Raw genomic sequence first — 22,709 nt, 5'->3', positions numbered from 1 at the left:
TTACCCCTTTATTATTTCGTCTTGGATGGAAATCGCTTGGGAATGAGAGTGTTCTAAAGATTTTAATCCAAACTCGACCATGGAAAGTAAGCTTTGGTAGCCATCTCTATGGATCGGTTTTACTAAAAACCTTAAGTATCCGTCTCGTTTTTCTTCCGATTCCAAACTGTCTTGTGATGCCAAATACGAGTGAGCACTCTGAACCAGAGTGGAGACTCCTGCACACAAAAGGTTTTCGCCTTTCGAACCTAAGTCCTTGGGAGAATGTCCTTCCAGTTGGATTCCTGCGATTTTCCCTCCTAAATCTTTAAAAATCTTACTATAAATCAATTATCCGTTGATGGAAACTACTTGGAGTTTTTGGAGTTGTTGTCTATGACCCCAAGACTTCTTATAGTTTTTTCTTTTTTTGTATTTAAAACCGTGGATTTTTTCACCCTTACAGTCTTCTAATACTTTCAAAGTGACTTTAGCTCCAGACAATGCTGGGGAACCAATGTTCACTTTGTTGTTATCGGAAAGGAGTAGGACTTTCGTTTCTACTGTGCTTCCAACCGAGTTTCCTGTTTTTTCTGCGACGAATACCTGGTCAGGAGACACTTTAAATTGTTTGGCTCCAAGTTCAATGATGGCGAACATATAACTATCCTAATCTCTTTCTCGAATGTAGTTCTTACCAGGATTTCTGATAGGCACCTCTTGTCAAACTGAAATCCCCATTTACAGCCTAACTGGATTAGAATTTCTGGTAAAAACAATGGAAATTCGCAACATCGCCATCATCGCACACGTCGACCACGGTAAGACGACACTAACAGATTGTATCCTTCGCCATACGGGCGCCGTAACCGCAAAAGAAGACCGAGAAAGAATCATGGATTCCAACACTTTGGAACAGGAAAAAGGGATTACGATCCTTGCCAAGAACACTTCGGTAAAATACAAAGGCACTCGCATTAATATCGTAGACACTCCAGGTCACGCTGACTTCGGAGGAGAGGTGGAACGAGTTCTGTCCATGACAGACTGTACGCTTTTACTTGTGGATGCATTTGACGGTCCCATGCCACAAACTCGGTTTGTTCTTGGGAAATCACTCCAACTTGGTCACAAACCAATTGTTGTTGTGAACAAAGTGGATCGTGAAGGGGCAAGACCAGGATTTTCAGTAGACAAAGTATTTGATTTGTTTAGTGACCTCGGTGCCACCGAAGAACAGTTAGACTTTCCTATCATCTATGCGTCTGCAAAACAAGGTTGGGCAGTAAACCAACTGTCAGAAGTTCCTGGATCAAACATTGAACCACTTCTGGATAAAGTTTTGGAACATGTGGCTGCTGTAAAAAACGAAAGTGATAAAGCTCTCCAATTCCAAGTCACTGCACTTGATTACAATGAATACGTTGGTCGTATTGCCATTGGTAAAATCTACCAAGGAACCATGAGAAAAGGTGCGGATGTAACACTCGCAAAAACTAATGGAACCACTGCAAATTATAAAATCACAAAGCTTTATGGCTATGAAGGTCTTACTCGTTACGAAATCGATGAAGCGGGATCCGGTGATATCGTAGCTATGGCTGGAATTCCAGATGTGTTCATCGGGGATACAGTTTGTGATTTTGGAAATCCACTTCCTCTTCCTGCGATCCAAGTAGAAGAGCCAACAGTTTCCATGTTCTTTATGGTCAACAACTCGCCGTTTGCTGGAAAAGAAGGTAAATTTGTTACTACTCGTAACTTAAGAGAACGTCTAGACCGCGAACTAGAAACAAACGTAGCACTTCGTTTGGAAGAAACAGAAGACAAAGACCGTTTTAAAATTCTAGGACGTGGAGAACTCCACTTATCCATCCTCATTGAAAACATGAGACGAGAAGGATACGAACTCCAAGTATCACGCCCAGAAGTAATCATCAAACAAAACGAACTTGGGGAAAAAATTGAACCTTACGAAACACTCGTAATGGACTTACCTGACCAATACTCGGGAGCTTGTATCCAAGAACTAAACCGCCGTAAAGGGGAGCTCACTGGAATGGATGCTCATACTTCAGGAATCACTCGTGTGGAATACACCATTCCGACAAGAGGTCTCATTGGATTTAGAGGACATTTTATTTCTGAAACTCGTGGTGAAGGGGTGATGTCTAGCCGTTTCCTACGTTTTGATAAATACAAAGGTGAAATTCCTGGCCGTAAAAACGGAGCCCTTATTTCTATGGACTCAGGGGAATCAACGGCTTATGCTCTATGGAAAGTGCAAGAACGTGGGGATCTTTTCATTGAACCACAAGTAGCAGTTTACCCAGGTATGATCCTTGGAATGAATAGCAGGGATTCTGACTTAGAAGTGAACCCAGTGCGTGAGAAAAAACTCACAAACGTTCGTGCTTCTGGATCGGATGAAGCGATTCGCCTCGTTCCACCAAAGAAACTCACTTTGGAACAATCCATTGAATTTTTAGATGATGATGAACTTTTGGAAGTGACTCCACAAAGTTTACGTCTTCGTAAAAAAGTTTTGGATGCAAGTATGAGAAAAAGATCTGGTAGTGGAAGATAAGTAGAATTTAAACATTCACTTAATTGCCAAAATCAATTAAAAAGGGACTAAATGTTTAGTCCCTTTTTTTTATGTTCGAATCAAAAATGTGGTAAAAGAATTTTTCCTAAAAACCTAAACCCTTGAGTGCATTTCCTGCACCTGGAATTTTTTTCAATGCTTCACTCGCTTTCCCTTTGATTACTTCTTTGACTGCTCCTCCAATGAGATCAGTAAGGGTTCCTAAACCCACTCCTAGTTCTACATTTGGATTTCGGATGTCTCCATAGGTTCGAAACGGAATAAAAAGTCTTTCGTCTTTGATCAGGTTTCCAACAATTTTATTTCGCAAAACTTTTGGATCTCCTTGGCCTTTGGTTGCTTGTTTGATTTTTTCATCTACCGATGCCAAGGATTTTTTGGATTCATCTTCATCGTAAAGCATTCCCATTTTCATTTCATGGTAATTTGTTGTGGTGACGATGTAGGATCCTTTGGTGATTTGTAAGTCATAGTTTTTTGTTGGAAAAGTGGGTTCGTCGAGAAATGTTACTTTTCCATTGCTGTATTCAACATGAAAGGAAACATCTTTCTTTAGTTCTGCTTTCTCTTTAAGTTTGTCTAATTTTAACCCTGCTTGGTTTAGTGCTGGTAATTCCCCTGCAATGGCATCAAAAGCAGCAAATCCAGAAATAAATGAGTCTTCTTTCATTGTGACTTCATAATTAACTTTCGGATTCACAAGGCCAGATTTAACAACAAAAGGTATCACTTTTCCACCTGTTTCTAACAGGAACTTCGCTGCTTCTTTTTTATTTCTACCAATGATCGTAACATCAGCATCAAAGTTCACATCAATACTGTTATGTGAATTTAAATCTCCGCCATCAATATCAATATCCATTAATTCCAAATCCAATTTTTGTATGAGAATTTGTTGTCCGGTTTTTCGCATATTGACTTGGATATTCCCTTCTTGGATCCCTACAAGGCCCATCTTGATTGCAACCGGAATGTCTTTTATAGAAAAAGGTCCTGAGGCTGGGGCACTGGCTTTTTCTTTTGCTTCTTCCTCTGCTTCCTTTTTCTTTTCAGCAATGGCTTCTGAAGAGAGTGCTGGATTTTTTTCACCATTTACTATCTTAGGTGTTTTAAAAAGAGAGGTGAGATTGTTTCCTCCATCTTCATTCATCGTAAGAGAAATTTTAGGTTGTTTGAGGAGGATTTTGTTTACTTTTAAAGTTTTTGTCAGAAGTGCTAAAAAGGAAATTTTAACATCTGCTTTACCAAGTTGGATGAGGCCTTTTGGTTTGGATTTTCTTTCGTCAAGCGGTGTGCCTTTGTTTGCCACTTCATCTCTTGGAGCAAGGATGATTCCTTCTATTTCAATTCCAGACAAAACATTAAATAGACTGATGTTGACTGATTCGACATGAGCCCTTACATTGATGGATGATTCGATCTGTTTGACTAAAAAACTGGGAGTAATCAAACTCCCTGCAAAAACTAACGCGATGATTACGATGAGGAGAATCGATACAATGACAGCTCCGATTCCGTACCCTATTTTTTTCATATGGTCTCCTAATTCCGACACTAACAAGTGGGATAGAGACTAGGCTAAATTTAGTTTCTGTAAAGTAAAAAAGGGGAAAGAAATTAATTCAGAAACCGAACCGAGCTAATAATGTTAGTTAACATTTGAAAAAGTTCTTCACCCACTTCTTCGTCACTGTTATAAGTAATAAGAAGCATTCTAGATTGATTGGCAATCATATACACCATCCAAACTCTTTCTTCTTTTAAAAATTCGCAGGCACGAATAGAGGAACCTTCGTTGTTTTCAAAAACAGCCACGTTTTCTGCGTCATAATCAATTTCGTGAATTTTTAAGTAGTTCTCCAACTCTTGGTCCACATTAAAATCTTCCAATTTGGATTCGAAGGCATACACTTGCAAGGCACCACCGCCGTCAGGATGGAAAAATGCAGGAATTTCTTCGACTACCATATGTTCCCAAGCAGCAGGGAATAAAAAAGAATACCAACCTTGAGGGGATCGAAATTGTTTGTAGAGTGGTTTTGTCATCAGAAATCCCTTTTCTTTCCAATAAATCTTTGGAGTAATGGCAGTAAATGATTTTCAAAAGAAAATGGTATTTCCCTGTCATTGGTCTTTATCTCTCTACTAGTTTTTTGGGAACACTATCGGCTCAGGTATCTGGTTATGAATCTGCTTATCCTTCTGCCTATTTGTTAGGATTGTCATCTTCCGGGGTAGTTAGCCCAAATTCCATGGGAACCGTTTATGGAAATTCGGCCTTTCTAACTTTTCAAAACAAACATCTTGTGGACGGAGGCGTAAACGTAAGTTATGCGAATCCGAAAACTTCCCCTTTATACCTTTCAGGAGCCACATATTTCTCTTTTTCAGAATCAATAGGCTTTGGGGTTCGTGCCAAACCTGTTTTTTTAAGATCGTTTCCTGTAGACGAAAGATATTCGAATTATGCTTTCCAAGGGTTTGTTACTTGGAAGTGGAATGATTACTTGTCTTTTGCACTCCATTTAGGTCCTGGTGTTTCCGGAAGAATAGGAGGGTATAGTTCTTATTCATGGAATGTATCTGCATCTAGTGCGTTCCAATATGGAAACTTTCGTTTGGGATTAATTTTAGAATCTCCAGGAACATATAGATTTGATAAATATTTAGAGACAGAAAAACTAAAGGAACGTCTCCCTGAACGTTTGTTAGCGGGAATCGGTTACCGATGGAACGATTGGATTGATATCCAACTGGAAGTAAATCGAACTTTTTTCGAAAAAGGATCTTCTTCACTCAATGGTGGGAAAAATTCTCTCCAGTTTCCCGTTCATACTATGTATGCTGGTAACGTTAGTTTGGCGGTTGGAAAAATAGATACTCTTCAATTGATTTCAGGACTTGGTAGAGAGTTTCGTGTTGAATCAAGTTTGCGAGGATTTTATACAGCCTCATTAGGAATTGCTGGTTCCATCTTTCCGCAGGAACTGGGACCAGGGTATCTATATGCCATATCATTCCAAAGATCTGGTCTTGGTGTACCGGAACGAGACGGAGCCGAGACCCGTGCCTCAGCACAAATCCAAATCCAGTTCCAATGAAGAACACCATTTGCTTAATTTTCGAGCATATTGGATGGTTTCCATAAACAGCGAACCTTCTATTTGCTGTGATTGCATACAAATTGTAGAGAATTATAGGATAATCTGACTTCTTTAGGCGAGATGCACTGTCGGTACGATACTTGCATCTAAATGAGAAAGGTATCCTATATGGTTGATTTCAAAGTTTCCAAACGAATGCTCGTCAACTTCCGCGGACAAAACAAGGTCGTGGGGGGTTTAACAGATAAAGATAAAATTGCAATCCTTCTCTACATTTCCAAAGAATTTGCTAATTTAGATAGAGAAGACCAACTCTTTTCCAAGGTCATCCTGATTTGCCAGGAAATCTTCGAATCGGACAACACGACGCTCCGGCTCTGGGATGGAGAGTTTCTCGTTCCTGTCAAATTTGTCAAAGAAACAGAACCTCCTCGCAGAAATCTTGTGATGGGAGAAGGTTATTCCGGTGCAGTATTTGAAACCAAAGAACCCGTTCTTGTAAACGACCTCACTCGTTCTGCGCATTTTTTTGATGAAGGTGAAACTACAAAATCAGTGATGTGTGTTCCGATCATGCAAAAAGAAGAAATTCTCGGAACACTCGCAGTAGAAAGTGAACGTGAAAATTTTTATATCACCGATGATTTAGAAATTTTAGAAGCGTTAACTTCGCAGTTGGCTCTTGCTCTATATGGAGTAAGACTGATCGAAGGACTTGTGACGGCAAGGGCTAGAGAAGCTGCCGTTCTAAATCAGTTAGAGTGGGATTTAAAAATGGGACGAAATGTCCAAAGCCAAATCCTTCCGCAAGACTTAAGTGCTTGGAATGGAATCTATTTTGCAAGTCATTACGAACCAATGGCAGAGGTGAGTGGAGACCTAGTTGATATCGTAAGGCAAGGACATTCACTTACGGCGATTAACATTGATGTGTCGGGCCATGGAATTCCTGCAGCTCTTGTGACCATGGCCATCCACCACCAGTTCCGAAGATCGGTGATGGCGGGACTTGGACTCACCGAAATTATGGAAGAACTTGGTGAAAAACTAAGAGAACAACTTCCGGAATCCACATATTTTACTGCCTTTATGGTTCGGATTTTTAGTGACTATACATTTGGTTATGTGAATGCAGGCCACCAACGGATGTTACATTACAAAGCGGCTGATGATACGTTTATTCAGTATGATACAAAAGGGGTTCCACTGGGGATTCTTCCTGTAAGAAAGATAGATTACGAAGAAAAACAAGGCCGTTTGGAGCCGGGAGATTTTTTACTTCTGATTTCAGATGGATTCAGTGAACAAAGAAATCATTTAAAAGATGAGGTGGGTGTCGAAAGAATCCAATCCTGGTTACATGATGAAAGAGAAAAACTCGTAATGGAAGGACGAGGTAAAGTTGATCTTAAAAAATTATCAGCAGCTTTTGTTGAACGGTTTAGAGCCTACCAAGGTGACGTTCCCAATGGTGATGATTTAAGCTTTTTATTTCTCTATTGTGGCGATTCTATCCCTGAAGCTTCGCATTACATACAATTGGCGAAACAATCCAATTCTAAAATGAAAATGGAAGAAGCATATGCACAGGCACTAAAGGCGTTTAGTATTGATTCTTCACTAAAAGAAATCTTGGTGTTTTTAGGGAAAATGTATTATCGGGATGGGAAATACAAAGAAGCCATTCGGTATTTGGAAGAATATTTGCGTACTTCCGGAGACAATACAGCAGCCTCCCATTTTATGATGGGACGTGCCTATTACAAGGCAGGAATGATTTCAGAAGCAAAACGAGCGTTAAAGATGGCACTTTCTAGTGATCATAGTTTTGCGAAAGCAAGTATCTTACTTGCGCAATGTTATTTGAAAGAAAATGCGAAACCAAAAGCAATCAAAGTATTGCAACAAGGCGTAAAGAACACACCACAAAGTTTGGAATTAAAAACCTCACTTTTAAGGTTAGAATCACACTCGCAAAAAGTCGGTTAAGGAAAGTTTTATGAAACAAGTTAGCGTAATTTTATTTTTAACGGTAATTCTATTTGGCTCAAATCTTGGAGCTGAAGAGATTACAACCAACACAGAGAGTCTAGAAACATTGGCAAAAGAAATGGCAAGTATTAAGTCTTCCCTAGCGGAAACAAAACTTGCCTTAGAAACGACAAAACAAGAAGCGAATTGGGTTTGGACCTGTATTGCAGCCTTCCTTGTATTTTTTATGCAGGCAGGTTTTGCTTATGTGGAAGCAGGATTCACAAGGGCAAAAAACGCAGTGAACATTCTTATGAAAAACTTCTCTGATTTAACAGTGGGAGCGATCGCTTATTGGATTGTTGGTTTTTCGATCATGTTTGGCCCTCAAGTCCTTACGGGATTTGGAGTGGGAGTTCCTTCTTTTGCAGAAAGTTTAATCAATGCGGAAGATGGAAGTATGGATCCCGCCAAATATACTTTTTTTATCTTTCAAATTGTGTTTGCGGCAACTGCTGCCACCATCGTTTCGGGAGCCATGGCAGAGCGGACAAAATTCTCAGCATACTTGGTTTTTTCCATCATCATCACAGCTTTCATTTATCCGATCTTTGGGTCTTTTGCTTGGGGGAGTCTTCTCGGAATCTCTACAGGATTTTTAGAATCCCTTGGATTAGGTGGAGGCGAAGGAGTGGGTTTTCATGACTTTGCCGGATCTACAGTGGTCCATAGTGTCGGTGCCTGGGCGGGACTTGCTGGTGCAATTGTAGTCGGTCCTCGGATGGGAAAATTCCAAACAGATGGAAGAATCTATCCCATCTTAGGTCATAATATGTCCATGGCAGCCCTTGGAGTATTTATTCTTTGGTTTGGTTGGTTTGGATTTAACCCAGGTTCAACTACCTCTATCGAAGGCGGTAGTTTTGCAAGGATTGCGGTTGTCACCCATATGGCTGCTTGTGCTGGTGCGATTGCAGCTATGGTTCTCACTTGGATTCTTTTCAAAAAACCAGAAATTGGTCTAACCTTAAATGGAGGACTAGCTGGTCTTGTGGCCATCACAGCCCCTTGTGATGTAGTGAGTATCTCTGGTGCCATTTGTATTGGTGCCGTGGCAGGAGTTCTTGTGATTGTCTCAGTTCTTTTCTTGGATAAAATCAAAATAGATGATCCAGTGGGTGCGGTTTCTGTTCATGGAGTTTGTGGCGCTTGGGGGACACTGGCAGTTGGATTATTTAGCTTGGACACCGGATTGTTTTCCGGCGCAGGATTTGCACAGTTTGCAGCACAGGCAATTGGCGTGGCGACAGCCTTTCTCTGGGCCTTCCCAACAAGTTTTCTCATGTTTTATATAATCAAAAAAACCATTGGACTCCGGGTTTCAGAAGAAGAGGAGTTATTGGGATTGGATATTTTAGAACACGGAAACGAGGCTTACCCCGTTTCTAAATAGTCCTTGACCCTAGGCTTTCTAAATGGGAAGCCTAGGGTGTGTTTCGTTTTCCTCTTCTCCTCATTTTATTCTTTGTCGGTTGTTTCGAATATGAAGAGACCATTCTCTTTCGAAAACTCAGTTCTGGTACAGTAGAAATCGCTTATACCGTTCCTCTAAAAAGGGATTCCAACGATTCCCTGATTAAATTTTTACCAACCTCCAAAGAAGAAATCATCAATTCTGTCAAAAAAAAATCGAATAACAACCTTCAGGTGAGAGATTTTACCTTCCGAGAACTAGAAAAATCAGAAACAAGTGATATGTATTTCAAACGGAAGGGAAAGGTTTCCTACAAACTTGATTTTGAAGACCCTTTACATTTAGAAGGTGTTTTAATTGGAACATTTTCCATTAAATCAAAACCAAAATCAATTACTGTGAAACGAGACTTTCCTAACCTAACAGACAACGCAATTCTTGAGACGAGTGCCGGCGAAAAAAAGATTATTTCCGAAACTTCCAGACTCTTGAAAGAAGGAAAAATTCAATTCAAAGTTTTATTTCCAAAAGATTCTGAATGTAGTTCGAACAGAGGTTTTATTGGTCTAGGAAATTTAACTTATCAAATCCCTTTACAAGAAACTTTGGAAAATCCTGAATCAAAAACTTGGGAATATAAAATTCGATTTTTTTAGACTAACTTTAGTTCTTTTGCAGTTTTGATAAATAAATCAAAACCATCCAAATTTTTTTGTTCAGGTATATAGTGTAACTCTTGTTTGAGATAACGATCGGTCACCGCAATTGGCAATCGTTTCTCTTCTTTAATGATGGAATCTAATTCTTTAAGGCCATATTCCAATGCCGTTAAAAAAAGTCGGTCATCCCAAACTTTTCCCTTAGGAAAGGCCCAAAAGGCAAAACAAAAATATAGTCCAGTAGATTGATTCCACCATTCTGCGAGGTCCACAACTTGGTAACCGGGCACTGGTGTCTGTAACAAAGCATGGTCACCAAATAATAGATGAGACCCTTTCCCGTCTAACATCATTTGAGAAATTTCAGCAGCAGGTGTGGGAATCACTTCTACTAGTTTACCGAATTCACGAAAAAGTAAACATTGTAACAGAGCGACACTCGACCGAGAACCCTTATCCGTATAAACAACCTTGGGCATTCCGGCGTCTTTTTCGTGTCGAAAGAATAAAACGGAACGAACTACATCCCTTGCACAGACACCCACCACTTTTGTGTAATCTAGAGTTTCGTGGTTTCTTTCGCATTCGATCGAAGAGACAAGAGCACAGTCTAATTCCCCTTGTTTTAAGAGTTCAATGAGGACACTGGGGTTTTCATAAACTGGTAGATATCCGGAAGTTCTCTCGAAATAGAGGGTTAGGGGGCGGGCATTCAGGTGTTTTACGATGCCAATTTTCATTATCTAATTTCCCTTCTAAAAAACAACTTGTCAGAACGAGAAAAACGTGTCGAATCACTTACGAGGGCAAATTGGACTTTCGAACATCTTTAAACACAATCGGTGATACAGAATTTGAATTCATTAAAAATTTAGTGTACAAACAGGCTGGGATTTTTTTAGCACCACATAAAAAAATCATGGTCCAGTCCAGACTCAACGCAAGACTCCGAACCCTAGGAATCACAAGTTTTGAGAACTACGTTGCCAAATTAAAACTTGATCCAAAGTTTGCGATGGAGGAAATGCAGGAACTCATCAATCGCATTACAACTAACAAAACTGATTTTTTCCGCGAAAACCATCATTTTGAATTTTTAAAAAACCAATACTTTCCTGCTTTGGAACAAGCGGTCGCCACTGGGGGATCAAAATCTCTTCGTATTTGGTGCTCTGCATCTTCTACAGGTGAGGAACCATATTCCATTGCTATCACTGTTTATGACTACTTTCATACAAAACCTGGTTGGAATTGCAAAATTTACGCATCAGATATTGATACTCAAGTTATTGCTACAGCCAAAAAAGGTTTGTATAGAGATGATCGTTTAGAGCCGGTTTCAGATGCAGTCAAAGCAAAACATTTTAACAAAACGATTGAAAAAGATCATGTTTATTATGAAGCAAAACCACATTTAAAAGCTTTGATCGACTTTAAACAAATCAATCTTTTGCATTTTCCATTTCCTATCACTGAAAAACTGGATTTAATCTTTTGTAGAAACGTAGTCATTTATTTTGACAAACCAACTCAAAAAACATTGTTTCAAAACTTTGAGGCCAGTTTGAAACCGAAAGGTTATTTGATTTTAGGTCACTCAGAAACTATGTTTGGGATTTCTGATAGTTTTAAGTTTTTGGGACATACCATCTACCAAAAGAAAGATTAGATTGTTTCTGATTCATTAGCCCAGATTTTTTTTAGATCATCCCACATTTGGTAAGGCTCATAGATGACTATCCTAGTATTGGAAAGTACATCTAAAAAACCCGCCTCGTTGGGAAATCTGGGAACTATGTGTTCATGAATATGGGGGATGGATCCACCACTATTTTTTCCCAAATTATAACCAATATTAAACCCTTGCACCTTCCATTGTTTTTCCAGAATTCTCATTGTTTTTTGAGTCAACTTGTGGATGTCCAAGGCTTCTTCTTCAGTAAGTTCCAAGTAATGGATGATATGACGTTTGGGAAAAATAATGATATGCCCCGGATTGTAGGGAAAAAGATTCACTGAAACGATTGAAAGTTCAGTTTCGGCAATGGTCAAATTAGGAACAATTTCGTCTTTATCTCGAACCCCACAAAGGATGCAGTCGACATTGGGTCTGTCCCCTTTGGCATAACCCAGTTTTCCTATGCTGAACAGGTTTTTTCTGAGAGAATGTTCTTCATAGGAACTCATTTGTACTTTCAATCTCCCCGAAGGATTAAAGGATTGCAAGGATTTTGACAAGTATACAGTAAGAAAGTAACAGTGTCAGAATCGCCTCATATTCCCGTACTTCCTAGAGAAGTCATTGATTTGCTACAAAAATCAGAAGTCACCGAACCCCAATGGTTCCTAGATGGGACGGCTGGTGAAGGTGGTCATTCCAAACTCATTTTACAAACATTCCCCAAGGCAAAGCTCATTCTCATCGATCGTGATGCCGTGATGCTTGAGCGAGCAAAAAAGGAAATCCAATCGGTAATTGGTTCCCTCGATCGAGTATTTGCCTTTCAAATGAATTTCTCTGAAGTAGATAAAGATTTCTTGGATTCTTTAGATTGCCCTGGCCTTGACGGAGCCTTGGTTGATTTAGGAGTCTCTCTCTTTCATTTTCTCCATTCAGGTCGTGGATTTACCTTTAAAAACGAAGAACCTTTGGATATGCGTCTCGAACCACAAGTCGGACAAAAAACGGCAGCGGATGTTGTGAATTATAGTACTGTTTTACATTTAAAAAAAGTGTTTTGGGAATATGGAGAAGAACGTTGGGCTTTGAAAGTAGCCAATAACATCGTACAGTCGAGGCATAAAAAAAAATTCGAAACCAATACAGACTTAGTGAAACTTGTAGAAGCATCCATCCCAAGAAAATTTTGGCCTAAGGAATCACATCCTGCAACAAAGATATTTCAAGCCTTGAGGATTGAGGTAAATGAAGAACTGTTACACGCTGAAAAGGGCATTCGTTCCCTTTCTGAATGTTTAAAAGTTGGCGGTGTCCTTGCCTGTATATCATTTCACTCTTTAGAAGACAGAATTGTCAAATGGACTTTCCGCGATCTCAAAACAACCGATCATTTTGAAATTTTAACAAAAAAACCAATTCTACCTACTGATTCTGAAATCAAAGAAAATAGAGCATCGAGGTCAGCAAAATTAAGAGGTCTTCAAAAGATAAATCCGATATTAAATAAGAGATGGGAACGATGACAGGAAAATTTAAAAATATTTCAGAACTGTTTGTCGATTTTGTTTCGCCTCTGAAAGCCTTGGTGGTTCTTTTGCCGTTTCTTTTATTTTTTTATTCAAATGTTTGGCAAGGATTGGAAAAAGCAAGACTCACCAGGCAAATCCATGATCGAACATCCACGAAAGAAGAATTAAAACGTAAAAACGATGAATTGAAAATTGGAATTGTTTCCTATACCTCTGCAGAACGTATTGAAACACTTTACCGAAGGACTTACCAGTTTCTTCCTATCAGTTTAGGCAATCGTACAGTGACCATAGAACTTCCGCCTATTCCTGACAAAGCAACCACCCAAAAATAATGAAAGTATCAGAAATTATCAAACGAATCCCTGAATTAAAACTCATCAAAGGGGATAATTCTACGGAAGTAGATTATATTTGGGCAGATAGTCGCAAGCTAAAATCCCGCGATATTTTTGTCTTACCCGAAGATAATGCCGAAAAACAAGAATCCTTCTTAAAGATGGCTCGCGAACTTGGATCTGAAGTTGTCGTTGTTTCCAAACGCCATTTAAAGTTAAAAACATTAGATTCTTTTCCCGTCATCCTTGAGACCGAAGAGCCAGTTGGGGAAGCTCATGGGAAAACTGCATGTTTACTTGCCGGGAACCCAGCAAAAAAAATGAAACTTGTGGCAATTACAGGAACGAACGGGAAAACTTCCTTAACCTTTATTCTTTTTCACCTTGCGAGAAAGATAGGAAAAAATGCCGCCCTCATTGGTACAGTCCAAATCCAAATTATGGATCGTATTTTAGAATCGGGATACACAACGCCAGATGCATCATCCTTGAATCTTCTTCTCAAACAGATGTTAGAAGAAGGTATTGAATATGTCTTTATGGAAATGAGTAGCCATGGATTAAAGCTAGGACGTGTGGCGGGCCTTGAGATCACTTGCGCTGGCTTTACAAATTTAACACAAGACCATTTAGATTTTCATACATCAATGGAAGATTATTTTGAGAGTAAATTTAAAATCTTTCAACTTTTGGAGCAGTCCTCAGTAAAAAACAAATTTGGACTTGTGGCTTCAGATGTTTCTTTTGGTCAGGCAATGGTAAAAAGAATTTCCGAAGCAAAATTAAAATCTCCAATTTATTTACTCGGAAAAGCTGGTGAGTTTAATTACTCAAACACAAAACTTTCGTTACTTGGTAGCGAGTACCGCTTTCATAAAAAAGCGAAAAACCTTCCATTCATTGAAGTTCGTAAAATAAGAACAAACCTACTTGGTAATTTTAACGTTTTTAACACTTCTTTTGCATTGGCCATTGCTTATGAGTTGGGTTTTCCTTGGGATGAGGTGATCTCTTGTTTGGAAAAAATTCCAACAGTTCCTGGGCGATTCCATGTTGTTCCTTTTCCAGATCGTTCCCGAATTGCAGTTGTGGATTATGCTCATACTCCGGATGCCCTAGAAAATATTCTGAAAAGCTGCGTAGAAATTGCTCCAAAACAAATTATTTGTTTGTTTGGATGTGGTGGAGACAGAGACCGGACCAAACGTCCGCAAATGGCAAAAATTGCAGAGAACCTTGCGGACCTAGTCATTCTTACTTCTGATAACCCAAGAACAGAATCGCCAGAAGTCATTTTAGATGAAATTGAATCTGGTTTTTCTAGGGGTTTTCAAAGGTATGAAAAAATAACTGATCGAAGAATGGCAATCAAACGCGCAGTGAGTTTACTCGAACGGGATGGAATTTTGGTTGTGGCTGGAAAAGGTCATGAAACTTACCAAATCATCGGAAAAGAAAAAACGAAATTTATCGATTTTGAAGAGATAGAGAATGCTTTTCAAAACTTAGAATTAGGTCGATAGGGGAAATAGAATGTTCCAGTGGATTTATGAATCGTTTGGAAACGATTATGGTTTCCTTAGAGTTTTTAGTTATGTAACCCTTCGCGCGATGATGGCAGGTCTTACATCCATGTTTATTACCTTTCTGTTTGGGAAAGCACTGATTTCTTTCCTTCTTTCTTTGAAATTTCGAGAATCAGTTCGAAACGATGGGCCACAATCACATGCAGCGAAATCGGGAACTCCTACAATGGGAGGTCTTATTATGATTTTATCTCTGACCATCTCTACTCTGTTATGGGGGAATCTTTCCAATCATAACGTTTTGTTACTTCTTGTGTCTGCCATTTTATTTGCCGGACTTGGATTTACTGATGATTATATGAAGTCTGTAAAAAAAATCAAAGGGGGAATGCGAGCAAGAACCAAATTTTTAGTTACCATCTTCTTTGCTGTATCCATCACAACTCTCTATTTTTATTTTACAGGCAAATCCAACACAGTACCTACCAAAGGAATTGTATTTACGATTACTGATTTATTTTTGCCTTTTGTGAAAGGACCTGTCTGGAATTTAGGATTTTTAGCAGTGCCATTTGCGATCATCGTACTCATTGGAAGTTCTCATGCTGTAAATTTAACAGATGGTTTAGATGGCCTTGCCTCAGGAACGGTTGTCATTGCTACTGCAACTTTCGCCTTGATTTCCTATGTATCGGGAACACCTTCCGCTGCCAATTACCTTCACATACCTTATTTGCCTGGATCACATGAATACTCTGTGTTTCTTGCTGGACTATCGGGTGCTCTTCTTGGTTTTTTATGGTTCAATTGTCATCCGGCCCAAGTGTTTATGGGTGACACCGGATCTTTATTTTTAGGTTCCACACTTGGTCTTGTTGCCATTATGCTTAAAAAAGAAATCCTACTTGTGATCCTCGGAGGAATTTTTGTTGCGGAAGCAGTGAGTGTGATTTTGCAAGTAGCTTCCTTTAAACTCACGGGAAAAAGAATCTTTAAGATGGCACCCTTACACCATCATTTTGAATTGTCTGGATGGTCAGAAGAAAAAGTGGTGATTCGGTTTTGGATCATAGGGATCATACTTGCGATCATCACTTTGTCCACACTTAAAATCCAATAATGCAAATCTTCCGGTCATTACAAAACCTCTTTCGCTTTGGAACTTCGAGGTTTGATGGTCCGGTATTGTATGGAATTTTCATTCTATTTGGTACAGGAATTGTCATTATGTACAGCGCTTCGGTCATACCTGCTGAACGTGAATTTTCTGATCCAAATTATTACCTGAACAAACAATTACTTTGGGGAACCCTTGGGATTTTTTCATTTTTAGTTTTTAGTCAGATACCATATCAATTTCTCGTTAGGTGGTCTTTTTTATTTTCAGTTTTAAGTTTGTTACTTCTGATTTCTGTTTTTATTCCTGGAATCGGGAAATCTGTTGGAACAAGTTATGGACGAAGTTTCAATCGTTGGATTCAATTTGGAGGAATCCAAATCCAACCTTCTGAGTTTTCAAAAATCAGTATTTTACTTTTTTCTTCTTATTTCTTTTATAATTTTGATTTTAAAAAAGTAAAATGGGACCGTAAAAAAATTACATCGGTCTTTTTGATTTTTGTTACATTGGTTCTCATTGTCATTGAACCAGCATTTGGAACCACAGTTGAATTACTTCTTGTATTGTTTTTTTTCGTTTTGCTCGCTGGTTTTCCAATGAAACGACTTTTTATTTTAGGTGCTTCCATTTTACCGCTATTAGTTGTTCTCGTAACTCAAGTTGGTTACCGAAAAAAACGTTTAGAAATTTGGCTCGATCCTTATAAATTTCGGTTTGATGAAGGCCACCAACTTGTCACTAGTTTTCGTGCATTTTTTGATGGTGGAAGTTTGGGTAGGCCTGTTGGTTCGGGTTACGCACATCGCTATTTGGCTTATAGCCATACGGACTTTGTGATGGCATCCTTTGTGGAAGATTTTGGATTTCTAGGATTTATACTTTTTCTTTCGACTGTAATTTTTCTACTTGTACGGATCTATTTTTTACTCCAAAGGACAAAAGACAAACTCGGATTCTTTCTGGGATCAGGAATTTTGATCCTATTCGGATTCCAAACCATTTTGAATCTTTTTGTTGTGACAGGGATTGTTCCTGTCACGGGAATCTCTCTTCCTTTTTTAAGTTATGGAGGATCATCGCTCATTACAATATTTATCTTATTCGGAATTCTTGCCAACATCACGAGTAAAGAGAATTTGGTATTATGAGTGGATCTGTTCTAATTGCAGCCGGCGGAACCGGTGGTCATATATCTCCAGGTGTGGCATTGGCTGAAGTTTTGTCTGAAAAACTTTCCATTTTTGGTTTTGATGCAGTGTATTTGCACTCCCTTGTCCGCAACAAAGACAATCCTGATTTACTCAATCCTCCTTGTGAAGTTCTTTGGCACAATGTTCCGCAGTTAGGCGGTTTAAGGACGATTGTTTATCCTCTTTTATTTATAATTCCTTTTATAAAAACAATTTTTTTATTCAATCGTTTACAAGTCAGTGCGGTGATTGGAATGGGTGGTTATTCAAGTCTTCCTTCGATCCTTTATGCCATCCTCTTCCGTAAACAATTGTATTTATGTGAACAAAATTGTGTGCCAGGTAAAATCACTCGGATTTTTGCAAAGTTTTCCAGAAAAATAGCTTTTAGTTTTCCACTAGCAGCAGGTTATGCAATTCAAGGAAAAACAATTGGCAATCCAGTCAGACGAAGAGTTATTCCCGAACATCTTAATATCAGACAAAATGAAAACCTTCATGAAGGAAAAAAGAATACGGTGAATGTTCTCGTTCTTGGTGGATCACAAGGGGCAAGACAACTCAACCAAATGATTTTGAAAACGATGGAGAATCAGGAAATTTCTTCTAAATATAAATTCAGATTACTTACCGGAACTTCTCTTTATGAAGAAACAAAATCGAAATCAGTGGGTGATGCCGAAATCATTTCTTATGCCAATGATATGAAACCAAATTATGAATGGGCAAACATTGTTGTAGCAAGATCCGGTGCTGGAGTTCTTGCAGAATGTTTGGTTTTCGGATTGCCTATGATTCTCATTCCTTATCCCTTTGCAGCAGACAACCACCAAAAAGAAAATGCAAATTATATAGAATCCCAAGGGGCTGGTGTGACCATTCATTCTACTTCAGATGACCCAACTAGACTTGTTCAAATTTTACTAGAGTGGAAAAACCATTCGGAAACCCTTCGAGAGATGGGCCATGTATCTTTAGCACTTTCCAACGTGAATGCAGCCTACCAAACCGTTTCTTATTTTTTTACAGATCATAACTAAAGTATCTCACATATGAAAGGTCCGATTTTATTTTTAGGAATTGGTGGGAGTGGGATGTCGAGTCTTGCTCATATGGCTCTCGATTTAAATCTTCCTGTCTTCGGATATGATCAGAAAAAAACAGACACCACTGCTTATTTAGAAGAGCGAGGTGCATCCATTCAAAATGATATTTCTAATATTCCGCTAGATGGAATAGAAATGGTGGTTTATAGTTCAGCAATCAACGAAAAACATAAACAAGTGTTTGATGAAATAAAACAAAAAAAAATCGCCCTCAAACATAGATCTGAATTTATGCACTTACTCGTTTCTGGTCAGAAATCTATATCGGTAGCTGGCAGTCACGGTAAAACTTCAACCACGACAATGGTCTCACAAATCCTCTCTGAACAAGGAATGGATCCTACTATTATGATTGGAGGAGATACGAGCCTTCTCGAAAGAAGAGGGGGAAAAATCGGGAAAGGTGTTTTTGCAGTTTATGAATCAGATGAATCGGATGGTAGTTTCTTAAAACACAAAGCATCCATTCGCCTTTTAACAAATATTGACAATGACCACTTAGATTATTACAAAACTAGAAATCGGTTAGAAGAAGCATTTTTTGAATATATGGCATTTAATACAGCAGGCGACCTTGTGTTATTTGCGGATGATCCAGGGATACGCGAAGTTCTGTTACATAAAACAAAGGAAAATTCGTTTCATCCTAATTTTTCGCTCTATCTTTGTTTGGGTTCTAATGAAATTCAATCTGAATGGTACCGGGCGCTCGAATCAAAACTTGGAAACCAATTAGTGCCTGTGACTTATGAAATCAGAGATAATGTTTTAGAATTTCAATTTCCAAATTTAGAAACATGCTTTTTAGAACTTCCATTTCCTGGGGTTCACTATCTTACAAATGGTCTTGTAGCCTTAACTGCTGCCTTTGTAGCAGGGGTTTCACCAAAGACTTCCGCAGAAATACTTTCGAGATACATTGGAGTCAAACGAAGGCAAGAAACATTGGGAACTTGGAACGATGTTACAATTATGGATGACTATGGCCACCATCCAACAGAAATTGAAATGGTAATTCGTTCTTTAAAAAATCAATTAAAATCAAATGGTCGGCTTGTGGTTCTTTTTCAACCGCATCGTTATACTAGAACCCAGTTGCTGCTAGAAGATTTAGCCAAATCACTGTCAGGCTCAGAAATTCTTTTTATACTTCCTATTTATCCAGCTGGTGAATTGGCGATTCCTGGAATAACTCACCAATCATTTTTACCACTTTTAGAACCTGAAAAAACAAAATTCCTAAGTGGAGAAATCGAACCCGATTTAGTATGGATCAAACAAAAATTACATAAAGGAGATATTTTACTTTGTTTAGGTGCAGGAAACGTTCGAGATTGGGGACTTACCTTACTAAAACAAAAACTCTAATTTATAAATCATGAAATAGTGGGTTTACTTCCTCTAAATTTCCTTTGAAATTCAAATGACCCATTTTTCTTCCAATTTTGGCATCCTTTTTTCCATAAAGGTGCAATTGGTATCTATCATCTTTTAAAAGTGTACGAACAATTCTAAGACTTTCCTCATATTCATTTCCTAAAATATTTTTCATTAGTGTAGGTTTTGGTCTAACGTCCGTTGGAGGAAGGTTTCCTGTAATTGCCGATACATGTAAATGGAATTGAGAAAAACTTTGGCAATCTTGTGTAAAGTGACCTGTGTTATGCGGTCTAGGTGCAAATTCATTTAAATATAATTGGTTGTCTTTCAAAAAGAATTCCACACCCAAGGTACCAATGTAACCAAGGGATTCAGCCAATTTAGATGCCATTTGAATCGCTTCTAAATTCAATCCAGTAGGAATTCTTGCAGGATATATCGACAGGTCTAAAATATGATTTTTGTGTTCATTTTCAACAGCACCATAACAAACAATTTCACCATTTTGAAATCGAGTCAGAATGATACTTATTTCCTTTTGGAAGGGAATCACTTCTTCAATTAAATATTCTTCATTCCCGCTTGGAAATGCGGTCTCTAAAAACTTTTTGTATTGGATTAGATCCTGAACTTTAACCTGTCCTTTTCCATCATATCCAAAACGTAGGGTTTTGATAATCCAAGGAAAACTTATTTTAATTTCTAAATTGGAACTTTCTCTGGTTAAATGAAAAAACTCGGCAGTTCGGAATCCTAGTTTTCTAAAATGAGATTTTTCTAAGTACCGATCTTGGGCGATCATAAGAGCTTTTGGAGGTGGAAAAATTAACGTTCGTTTTGCTTCCGATTCCAGAAATTCCAAAGTCGATTTCGGTATGTTTTCAAATTCAAAACTAAGAACATTTATATGAGATAAAAATTCTTTTAAGTCAGTAAGCGATTCATAAGAAGCAACGGTAGACAGGGCTCCCACACGTTCACAAGGAGATTCTTTGTCAGGAGAATAACAAAAAAAATCATAACCAAGAGGAAGTGCTTCTAAACACATCATTTGGCCCAATTGTCCTGATCCCAAAACACCAATTTTCATATTTGATTCTCTTTAGATAAGTTGGTCATTTTTCGAAAGCGCAGTTTTGCGATTCGTTTCCGCATAGGATTCTAACTTTGAATTTAAGGTTTGATCGATAAGAGAAAGGATCCTTACTGCAAGTATACCTGCATTCGCAGCTCCACTGGTACCGATGGCAAGAGTACCAACAGGAACACCTTTGGGCATCTGCACAATTGACAAAAGACTATCCATTCCGTTCAAAGCTTTTGATTGAATTGGAACACCTAATACTGGTAAAGTGGTTAAAGAGGCTGTCATTCCTGGCAAATGCGCAGCTCCTCCCGCACCAGCGATAATCACACCGAACCCATTTTGTTTAGCTGATTTAGCAAATTCTACCATCCGTTCTGGAGAACGGTGAGCGGAAACAATTTCCTTTTCATAAGGAATTCCAAACTCAGACAAAATATCGCAAGCTTCTTTCATGGTTTCCCAATCGGAATGAGACCCCATAATCACAGCTACTTTAGGTAGATTTGTAGGCATACGTGTAATCTAGGAAAAGCCAATTCTGTATCAACCCTTAAATGTTTCTAAGGCCATGACAATTCGTTCCATTTTCATCGATCTGGAACCTTTCACTAGTAAAACAGATTTTTTAGGGACATTCGATTTTACAAACTGAATGAGCTCCTCAATATCAACAAAACACAGAGATCCAGGAACTTTTTTAACCATTGGTTTTGTTTCCTCACCAAACCCAAGTAAGATTCCCTTGCCAATTCTATGAATTTCTTTTCCTACTTCCTCATGGTAGTATTTTGAAAACTTTCCAAGTTCTTTCATTGATCCGAGGATCCAAACAATGTTTTTATTCTCTGCAAACTGGTTGGCTGCACCAATGCTAGATAACATTGATTCCGGATTTGCATTATAACAATCATCGATGATCGTATAATAACCTCGATTGATATTCAACCGTTTGTCTGGACTTTTGTAGTTTCGGATCGTTTTTATGATTTGGTCTGGGTCAATTTGAAAATGTGTTCCGACTTCCACCATTCCGCGAACATTACTTAGTAGTTTTTCACCAGGCAGTTTCCATTCTGCTTGTTTTCCTTTCCATTCCAAGGTAAATCCATTTGGTTTTACTTGTATGATTTTTAAGTTTGGATTGGATTGGTGCTTCCAAATAATAAGTTTGGTTTTCCCATTCTTCGTCCTTTGTTTAGCACGATTTAAAAAATTCAAATCATCCGGGACAAATAATATCGAATTGGGACGCATCCCCTGAATGATATCAATCTTTTCTTCTGCTATAGTTTCCCTCAATTTTAGATTTTGAATATGAGCGGATCCTATATTGGTTATAAGTGCATGTGTTGGTTCTGCAATTTTGGAAAGTCTGGCAATTTCTCCTCTATGGTTCATTCCAAGCTCACAAATGACCATTCGCGTTTTTTCTGTAATACGAAATAAAGTAAATGGTAACCCAATTTCGTTATTATAATTTTTTTCCGTAACTACCAGAGTTTTTAGTTTTAAAAAACCAAATAGACCACCTAACAAATCCTTTGTAGTCGTTTTTCCTGAGGAACCCGTGACTGCAAGAACAATAGTTTGGAATCGATTTCTATGATAATTGGCCAGTTTCCCCAGAGCCGCTAAACAATCTGGAACGAGAATGGCTCTTGATTTGTCTGCCAAAGAAAGGGTATTTAGAATGGGATGATTTTTTTCACAGAGGAAAGCCGATGCTCCCTTGGCTAAGGCATCAGGGATGAAATCATGCCCATCTCTTGTGCCTCGCAAAGGAACAAATAAAGTTCTTTTTTTTGATTCAGCAGAAGAGGTGGTGATCCATTGAAAAGTAGGATTTTCTGTTCGGTCCCAATGTAAGTCTTTGGAAAACAAACTTAGAATAGTTGACAGGGAATATTCAAATGGTGCGATCATAGCTTCTACGCCAGTTTCTTTCAGAAAGAAAGAT

At 38.5% G+C, this 22,709-nt stretch carries 22 protein-coding genes; 13 read left to right on the top strand and 9 right to left on the bottom strand.

Annotated elements, in window-relative coordinates:
• Together CH364_RS07770 and rplU are read right to left on the bottom strand one after the other, a co-directional pair.
• Complete coding sequence (locus tag CH364_RS07770; RefSeq protein ID WP_100742966.1) at window positions 1-330, bottom strand: ribosomal-processing cysteine protease Prp; 330 nt, start codon at window positions 328-330, stop codon at window positions 1-3.
• Window positions 331-639: a 50S ribosomal protein L21 gene (rplU, locus tag CH364_RS07765; RefSeq protein WP_002974492.1), complete on the bottom strand. Its 309-nt coding sequence runs from the start codon at window positions 637-639 to the stop codon at window positions 331-333.
• A gap of 118 nt (window positions 640-757) precedes the next feature.
• On the opposite strand from rplU, the gene typA reads away from it, so the two are divergent.
• Window positions 758-2,566, top strand: coding sequence for a translational GTPase TypA (gene typA / locus CH364_RS07760; protein ID WP_100742965.1), 1,809 nt, complete (start codon window positions 758-760; stop codon window positions 2,564-2,566).
• A 106-nt stretch (window positions 2,567-2,672) separates the two neighbouring features.
• Here typA and CH364_RS07755 read toward each other — a convergent pair whose 3' ends face one another.
• Window positions 2,673-4,121, bottom strand: coding sequence for an AsmA family protein (locus CH364_RS07755; RefSeq protein WP_100742964.1), 1,449 nt, complete (start codon window positions 4,119-4,121; stop codon window positions 2,673-2,675).
• 83 nt (window positions 4,122-4,204) lie between these two features.
• Window positions 4,205-4,633, bottom strand: a complete 429-nt coding sequence (locus tag CH364_RS07750) for a hypothetical protein (protein WP_100742963.1) — start codon at window positions 4,631-4,633, stop codon at window positions 4,205-4,207.
• Between the two features lie 47 nt (window positions 4,634-4,680).
• Between CH364_RS07750 and CH364_RS07745 the strand changes: the two genes are divergently transcribed.
• From CH364_RS07745 to CH364_RS07730, 4 genes are all read left to right on the top strand, one after another.
• On the top strand, window positions 4,681-5,688 hold the full coding sequence (locus CH364_RS07745; RefSeq protein WP_100742962.1) for a hypothetical protein: 1,008 nt from the start codon (window positions 4,681-4,683) through the stop codon (window positions 5,686-5,688).
• Between the two features lie 171 nt (window positions 5,689-5,859).
• Window positions 5,860-7,680 carry a GAF domain-containing SpoIIE family protein phosphatase gene (locus CH364_RS07740; protein WP_100742961.1) on the top strand — a complete coding sequence of 607 codons (1,821 nt, stop codon included), beginning with the start codon at window positions 5,860-5,862 and terminating at the stop codon, window positions 7,678-7,680.
• A 10-nt stretch (window positions 7,681-7,690) separates the two neighbouring features.
• Window positions 7,691-9,115 (top strand): ammonium transporter, encoded by a 1,425-nt coding sequence (locus CH364_RS07735; RefSeq protein ID WP_100742960.1) that lies wholly within the window; start codon window positions 7,691-7,693, stop codon window positions 9,113-9,115.
• Window positions 9,116-9,153: 38 nt separating this feature from the next.
• Window positions 9,154-9,792, top strand: coding sequence for an LIC11874 family lipoprotein (locus CH364_RS07730; RefSeq protein ID WP_100742959.1), 639 nt, complete (start codon window positions 9,154-9,156; stop codon window positions 9,790-9,792).
• On the opposite strand, the gene CH364_RS07725 is transcribed toward CH364_RS07730, so the two are convergent.
• Entirely contained in the window at window positions 9,789-10,535 is a 747-nt protein-coding gene (locus CH364_RS07725; RefSeq protein ID WP_100742958.1) for a menaquinone biosynthetic enzyme MqnA/MqnD family protein, read from the bottom strand. The two genes, CH364_RS07730 and CH364_RS07725, sit on opposite strands and share 4 nt — an antisense overlap.
• A gap of 71 nt (window positions 10,536-10,606) precedes the next feature.
• On the opposite strand from CH364_RS07725, the gene CH364_RS07720 reads away from it, so the two are divergent.
• Window positions 10,607-11,464, top strand: coding sequence for a CheR family methyltransferase (locus tag CH364_RS07720; protein WP_100742957.1), 858 nt, complete (start codon window positions 10,607-10,609; stop codon window positions 11,462-11,464).
• Here the strand turns inward: CH364_RS07720 and CH364_RS07715 are convergent.
• Window positions 11,461-11,982 carry an HIT family protein gene (locus CH364_RS07715; RefSeq protein WP_100742956.1) on the bottom strand — a complete coding sequence of 174 codons (522 nt, stop codon included), beginning with the start codon at window positions 11,980-11,982 and terminating at the stop codon, window positions 11,461-11,463. The genes CH364_RS07720 and CH364_RS07715 overlap by 4 nt on opposite strands.
• Window positions 11,983-12,054: 72 nt before the next feature.
• Here CH364_RS07715 and rsmH point away from each other — a divergent pair, with 72 nt between their 5' ends.
• From rsmH to murC, 7 genes are read left to right on the top strand one after another with little or no spacing between them, the layout of a single operon-like run.
• The gene (gene rsmH / locus CH364_RS07710) at window positions 12,055-12,999 is read left to right on the top strand and encodes a 16S rRNA (cytosine(1402)-N(4))-methyltransferase RsmH (protein ID WP_100742955.1); all 945 of its coding nucleotides are present in this window, start codon (window positions 12,055-12,057) and stop codon (window positions 12,997-12,999) included.
• Window positions 12,987-13,340, top strand: coding sequence for a hypothetical protein (locus CH364_RS07705; RefSeq protein ID WP_100742954.1), 354 nt, complete (start codon window positions 12,987-12,989; stop codon window positions 13,338-13,340). Before rsmH ends, CH364_RS07705 begins: the two co-directional genes overlap by 13 nt.
• Window positions 13,340-14,866, top strand: coding sequence for a UDP-N-acetylmuramoyl-L-alanyl-D-glutamate--2,6-diaminopimelate ligase (locus CH364_RS07700; protein ID WP_100742953.1), 1,527 nt, complete (start codon window positions 13,340-13,342; stop codon window positions 14,864-14,866). Before CH364_RS07705 ends, CH364_RS07700 begins: the two co-directional genes overlap by 1 nt.
• Before the next feature lie 10 nt (window positions 14,867-14,876).
• Window positions 14,877-15,989 carry a phospho-N-acetylmuramoyl-pentapeptide-transferase gene (gene mraY, locus CH364_RS07695; RefSeq protein WP_100742952.1) on the top strand — a complete coding sequence of 371 codons (1,113 nt, stop codon included), beginning with the start codon at window positions 14,877-14,879 and terminating at the stop codon, window positions 15,987-15,989.
• Window positions 15,989-17,137 (top strand): FtsW/RodA/SpoVE family cell cycle protein, encoded by a 1,149-nt coding sequence (locus CH364_RS07690; protein WP_100742951.1) that lies wholly within the window; start codon window positions 15,989-15,991, stop codon window positions 17,135-17,137. The genes mraY and CH364_RS07690 overlap by 1 nt, the downstream gene beginning before the upstream one ends.
• A complete protein-coding gene (locus CH364_RS07685; RefSeq protein ID WP_100742950.1) occupies window positions 17,134-18,219 on the top strand; it encodes a UDP-N-acetylglucosamine--N-acetylmuramyl-(pentapeptide) pyrophosphoryl-undecaprenol N-acetylglucosamine transferase in 1,086 nt (361 codons plus the stop codon). The genes CH364_RS07690 and CH364_RS07685 overlap by 4 nt, the downstream gene beginning before the upstream one ends.
• Window positions 18,220-18,231: 12 nt before the next feature.
• Window positions 18,232-19,653, top strand: a complete 1,422-nt coding sequence (gene murC, locus CH364_RS07680; protein ID WP_100742949.1) for a UDP-N-acetylmuramate--L-alanine ligase — start codon at window positions 18,232-18,234, stop codon at window positions 19,651-19,653.
• A gap of 1 nt (window position 19,654) precedes the next feature.
• Here the strand turns inward: murC and CH364_RS07675 are convergent, their stop codons facing one another.
• Genes CH364_RS07675 through CH364_RS07665 form a run of 3 tightly spaced genes read right to left on the bottom strand, consistent with a single transcriptional unit; the run spans window position 19,655 to window position 22,675 of the window.
• A complete protein-coding gene (locus CH364_RS07675) occupies window positions 19,655-20,755 on the bottom strand; it encodes a 5-(carboxyamino)imidazole ribonucleotide synthase (protein ID WP_100742948.1) in 1,101 nt (366 codons plus the stop codon).
• Window positions 20,756-20,767: 12 nt separating this feature from the next.
• Window positions 20,768-21,265, bottom strand: a complete 498-nt coding sequence (purE, locus tag CH364_RS07670; RefSeq protein WP_100742947.1) for a 5-(carboxyamino)imidazole ribonucleotide mutase — start codon at window positions 21,263-21,265, stop codon at window positions 20,768-20,770.
• 30 nt (window positions 21,266-21,295) lie between these two features.
• Complete coding sequence (locus CH364_RS07665) at window positions 21,296-22,675, bottom strand: UDP-N-acetylmuramoyl-tripeptide--D-alanyl-D-alanine ligase (protein WP_100742946.1); 1,380 nt, start codon at window positions 22,673-22,675, stop codon at window positions 21,296-21,298.
• Window positions 22,676-22,709 lie beyond the last annotated feature (34 nt).

It is taken from the genome of Leptospira harrisiae, from assembly GCF_002811945.1.
GTDB classification, from domain to species: Bacteria; Spirochaetota; Leptospiria; order Leptospirales; family Leptospiraceae; genus Leptospira_A; species Leptospira_A harrisiae.
This window is presented reverse-complemented; position numbering and strand designations above follow the sequence as displayed.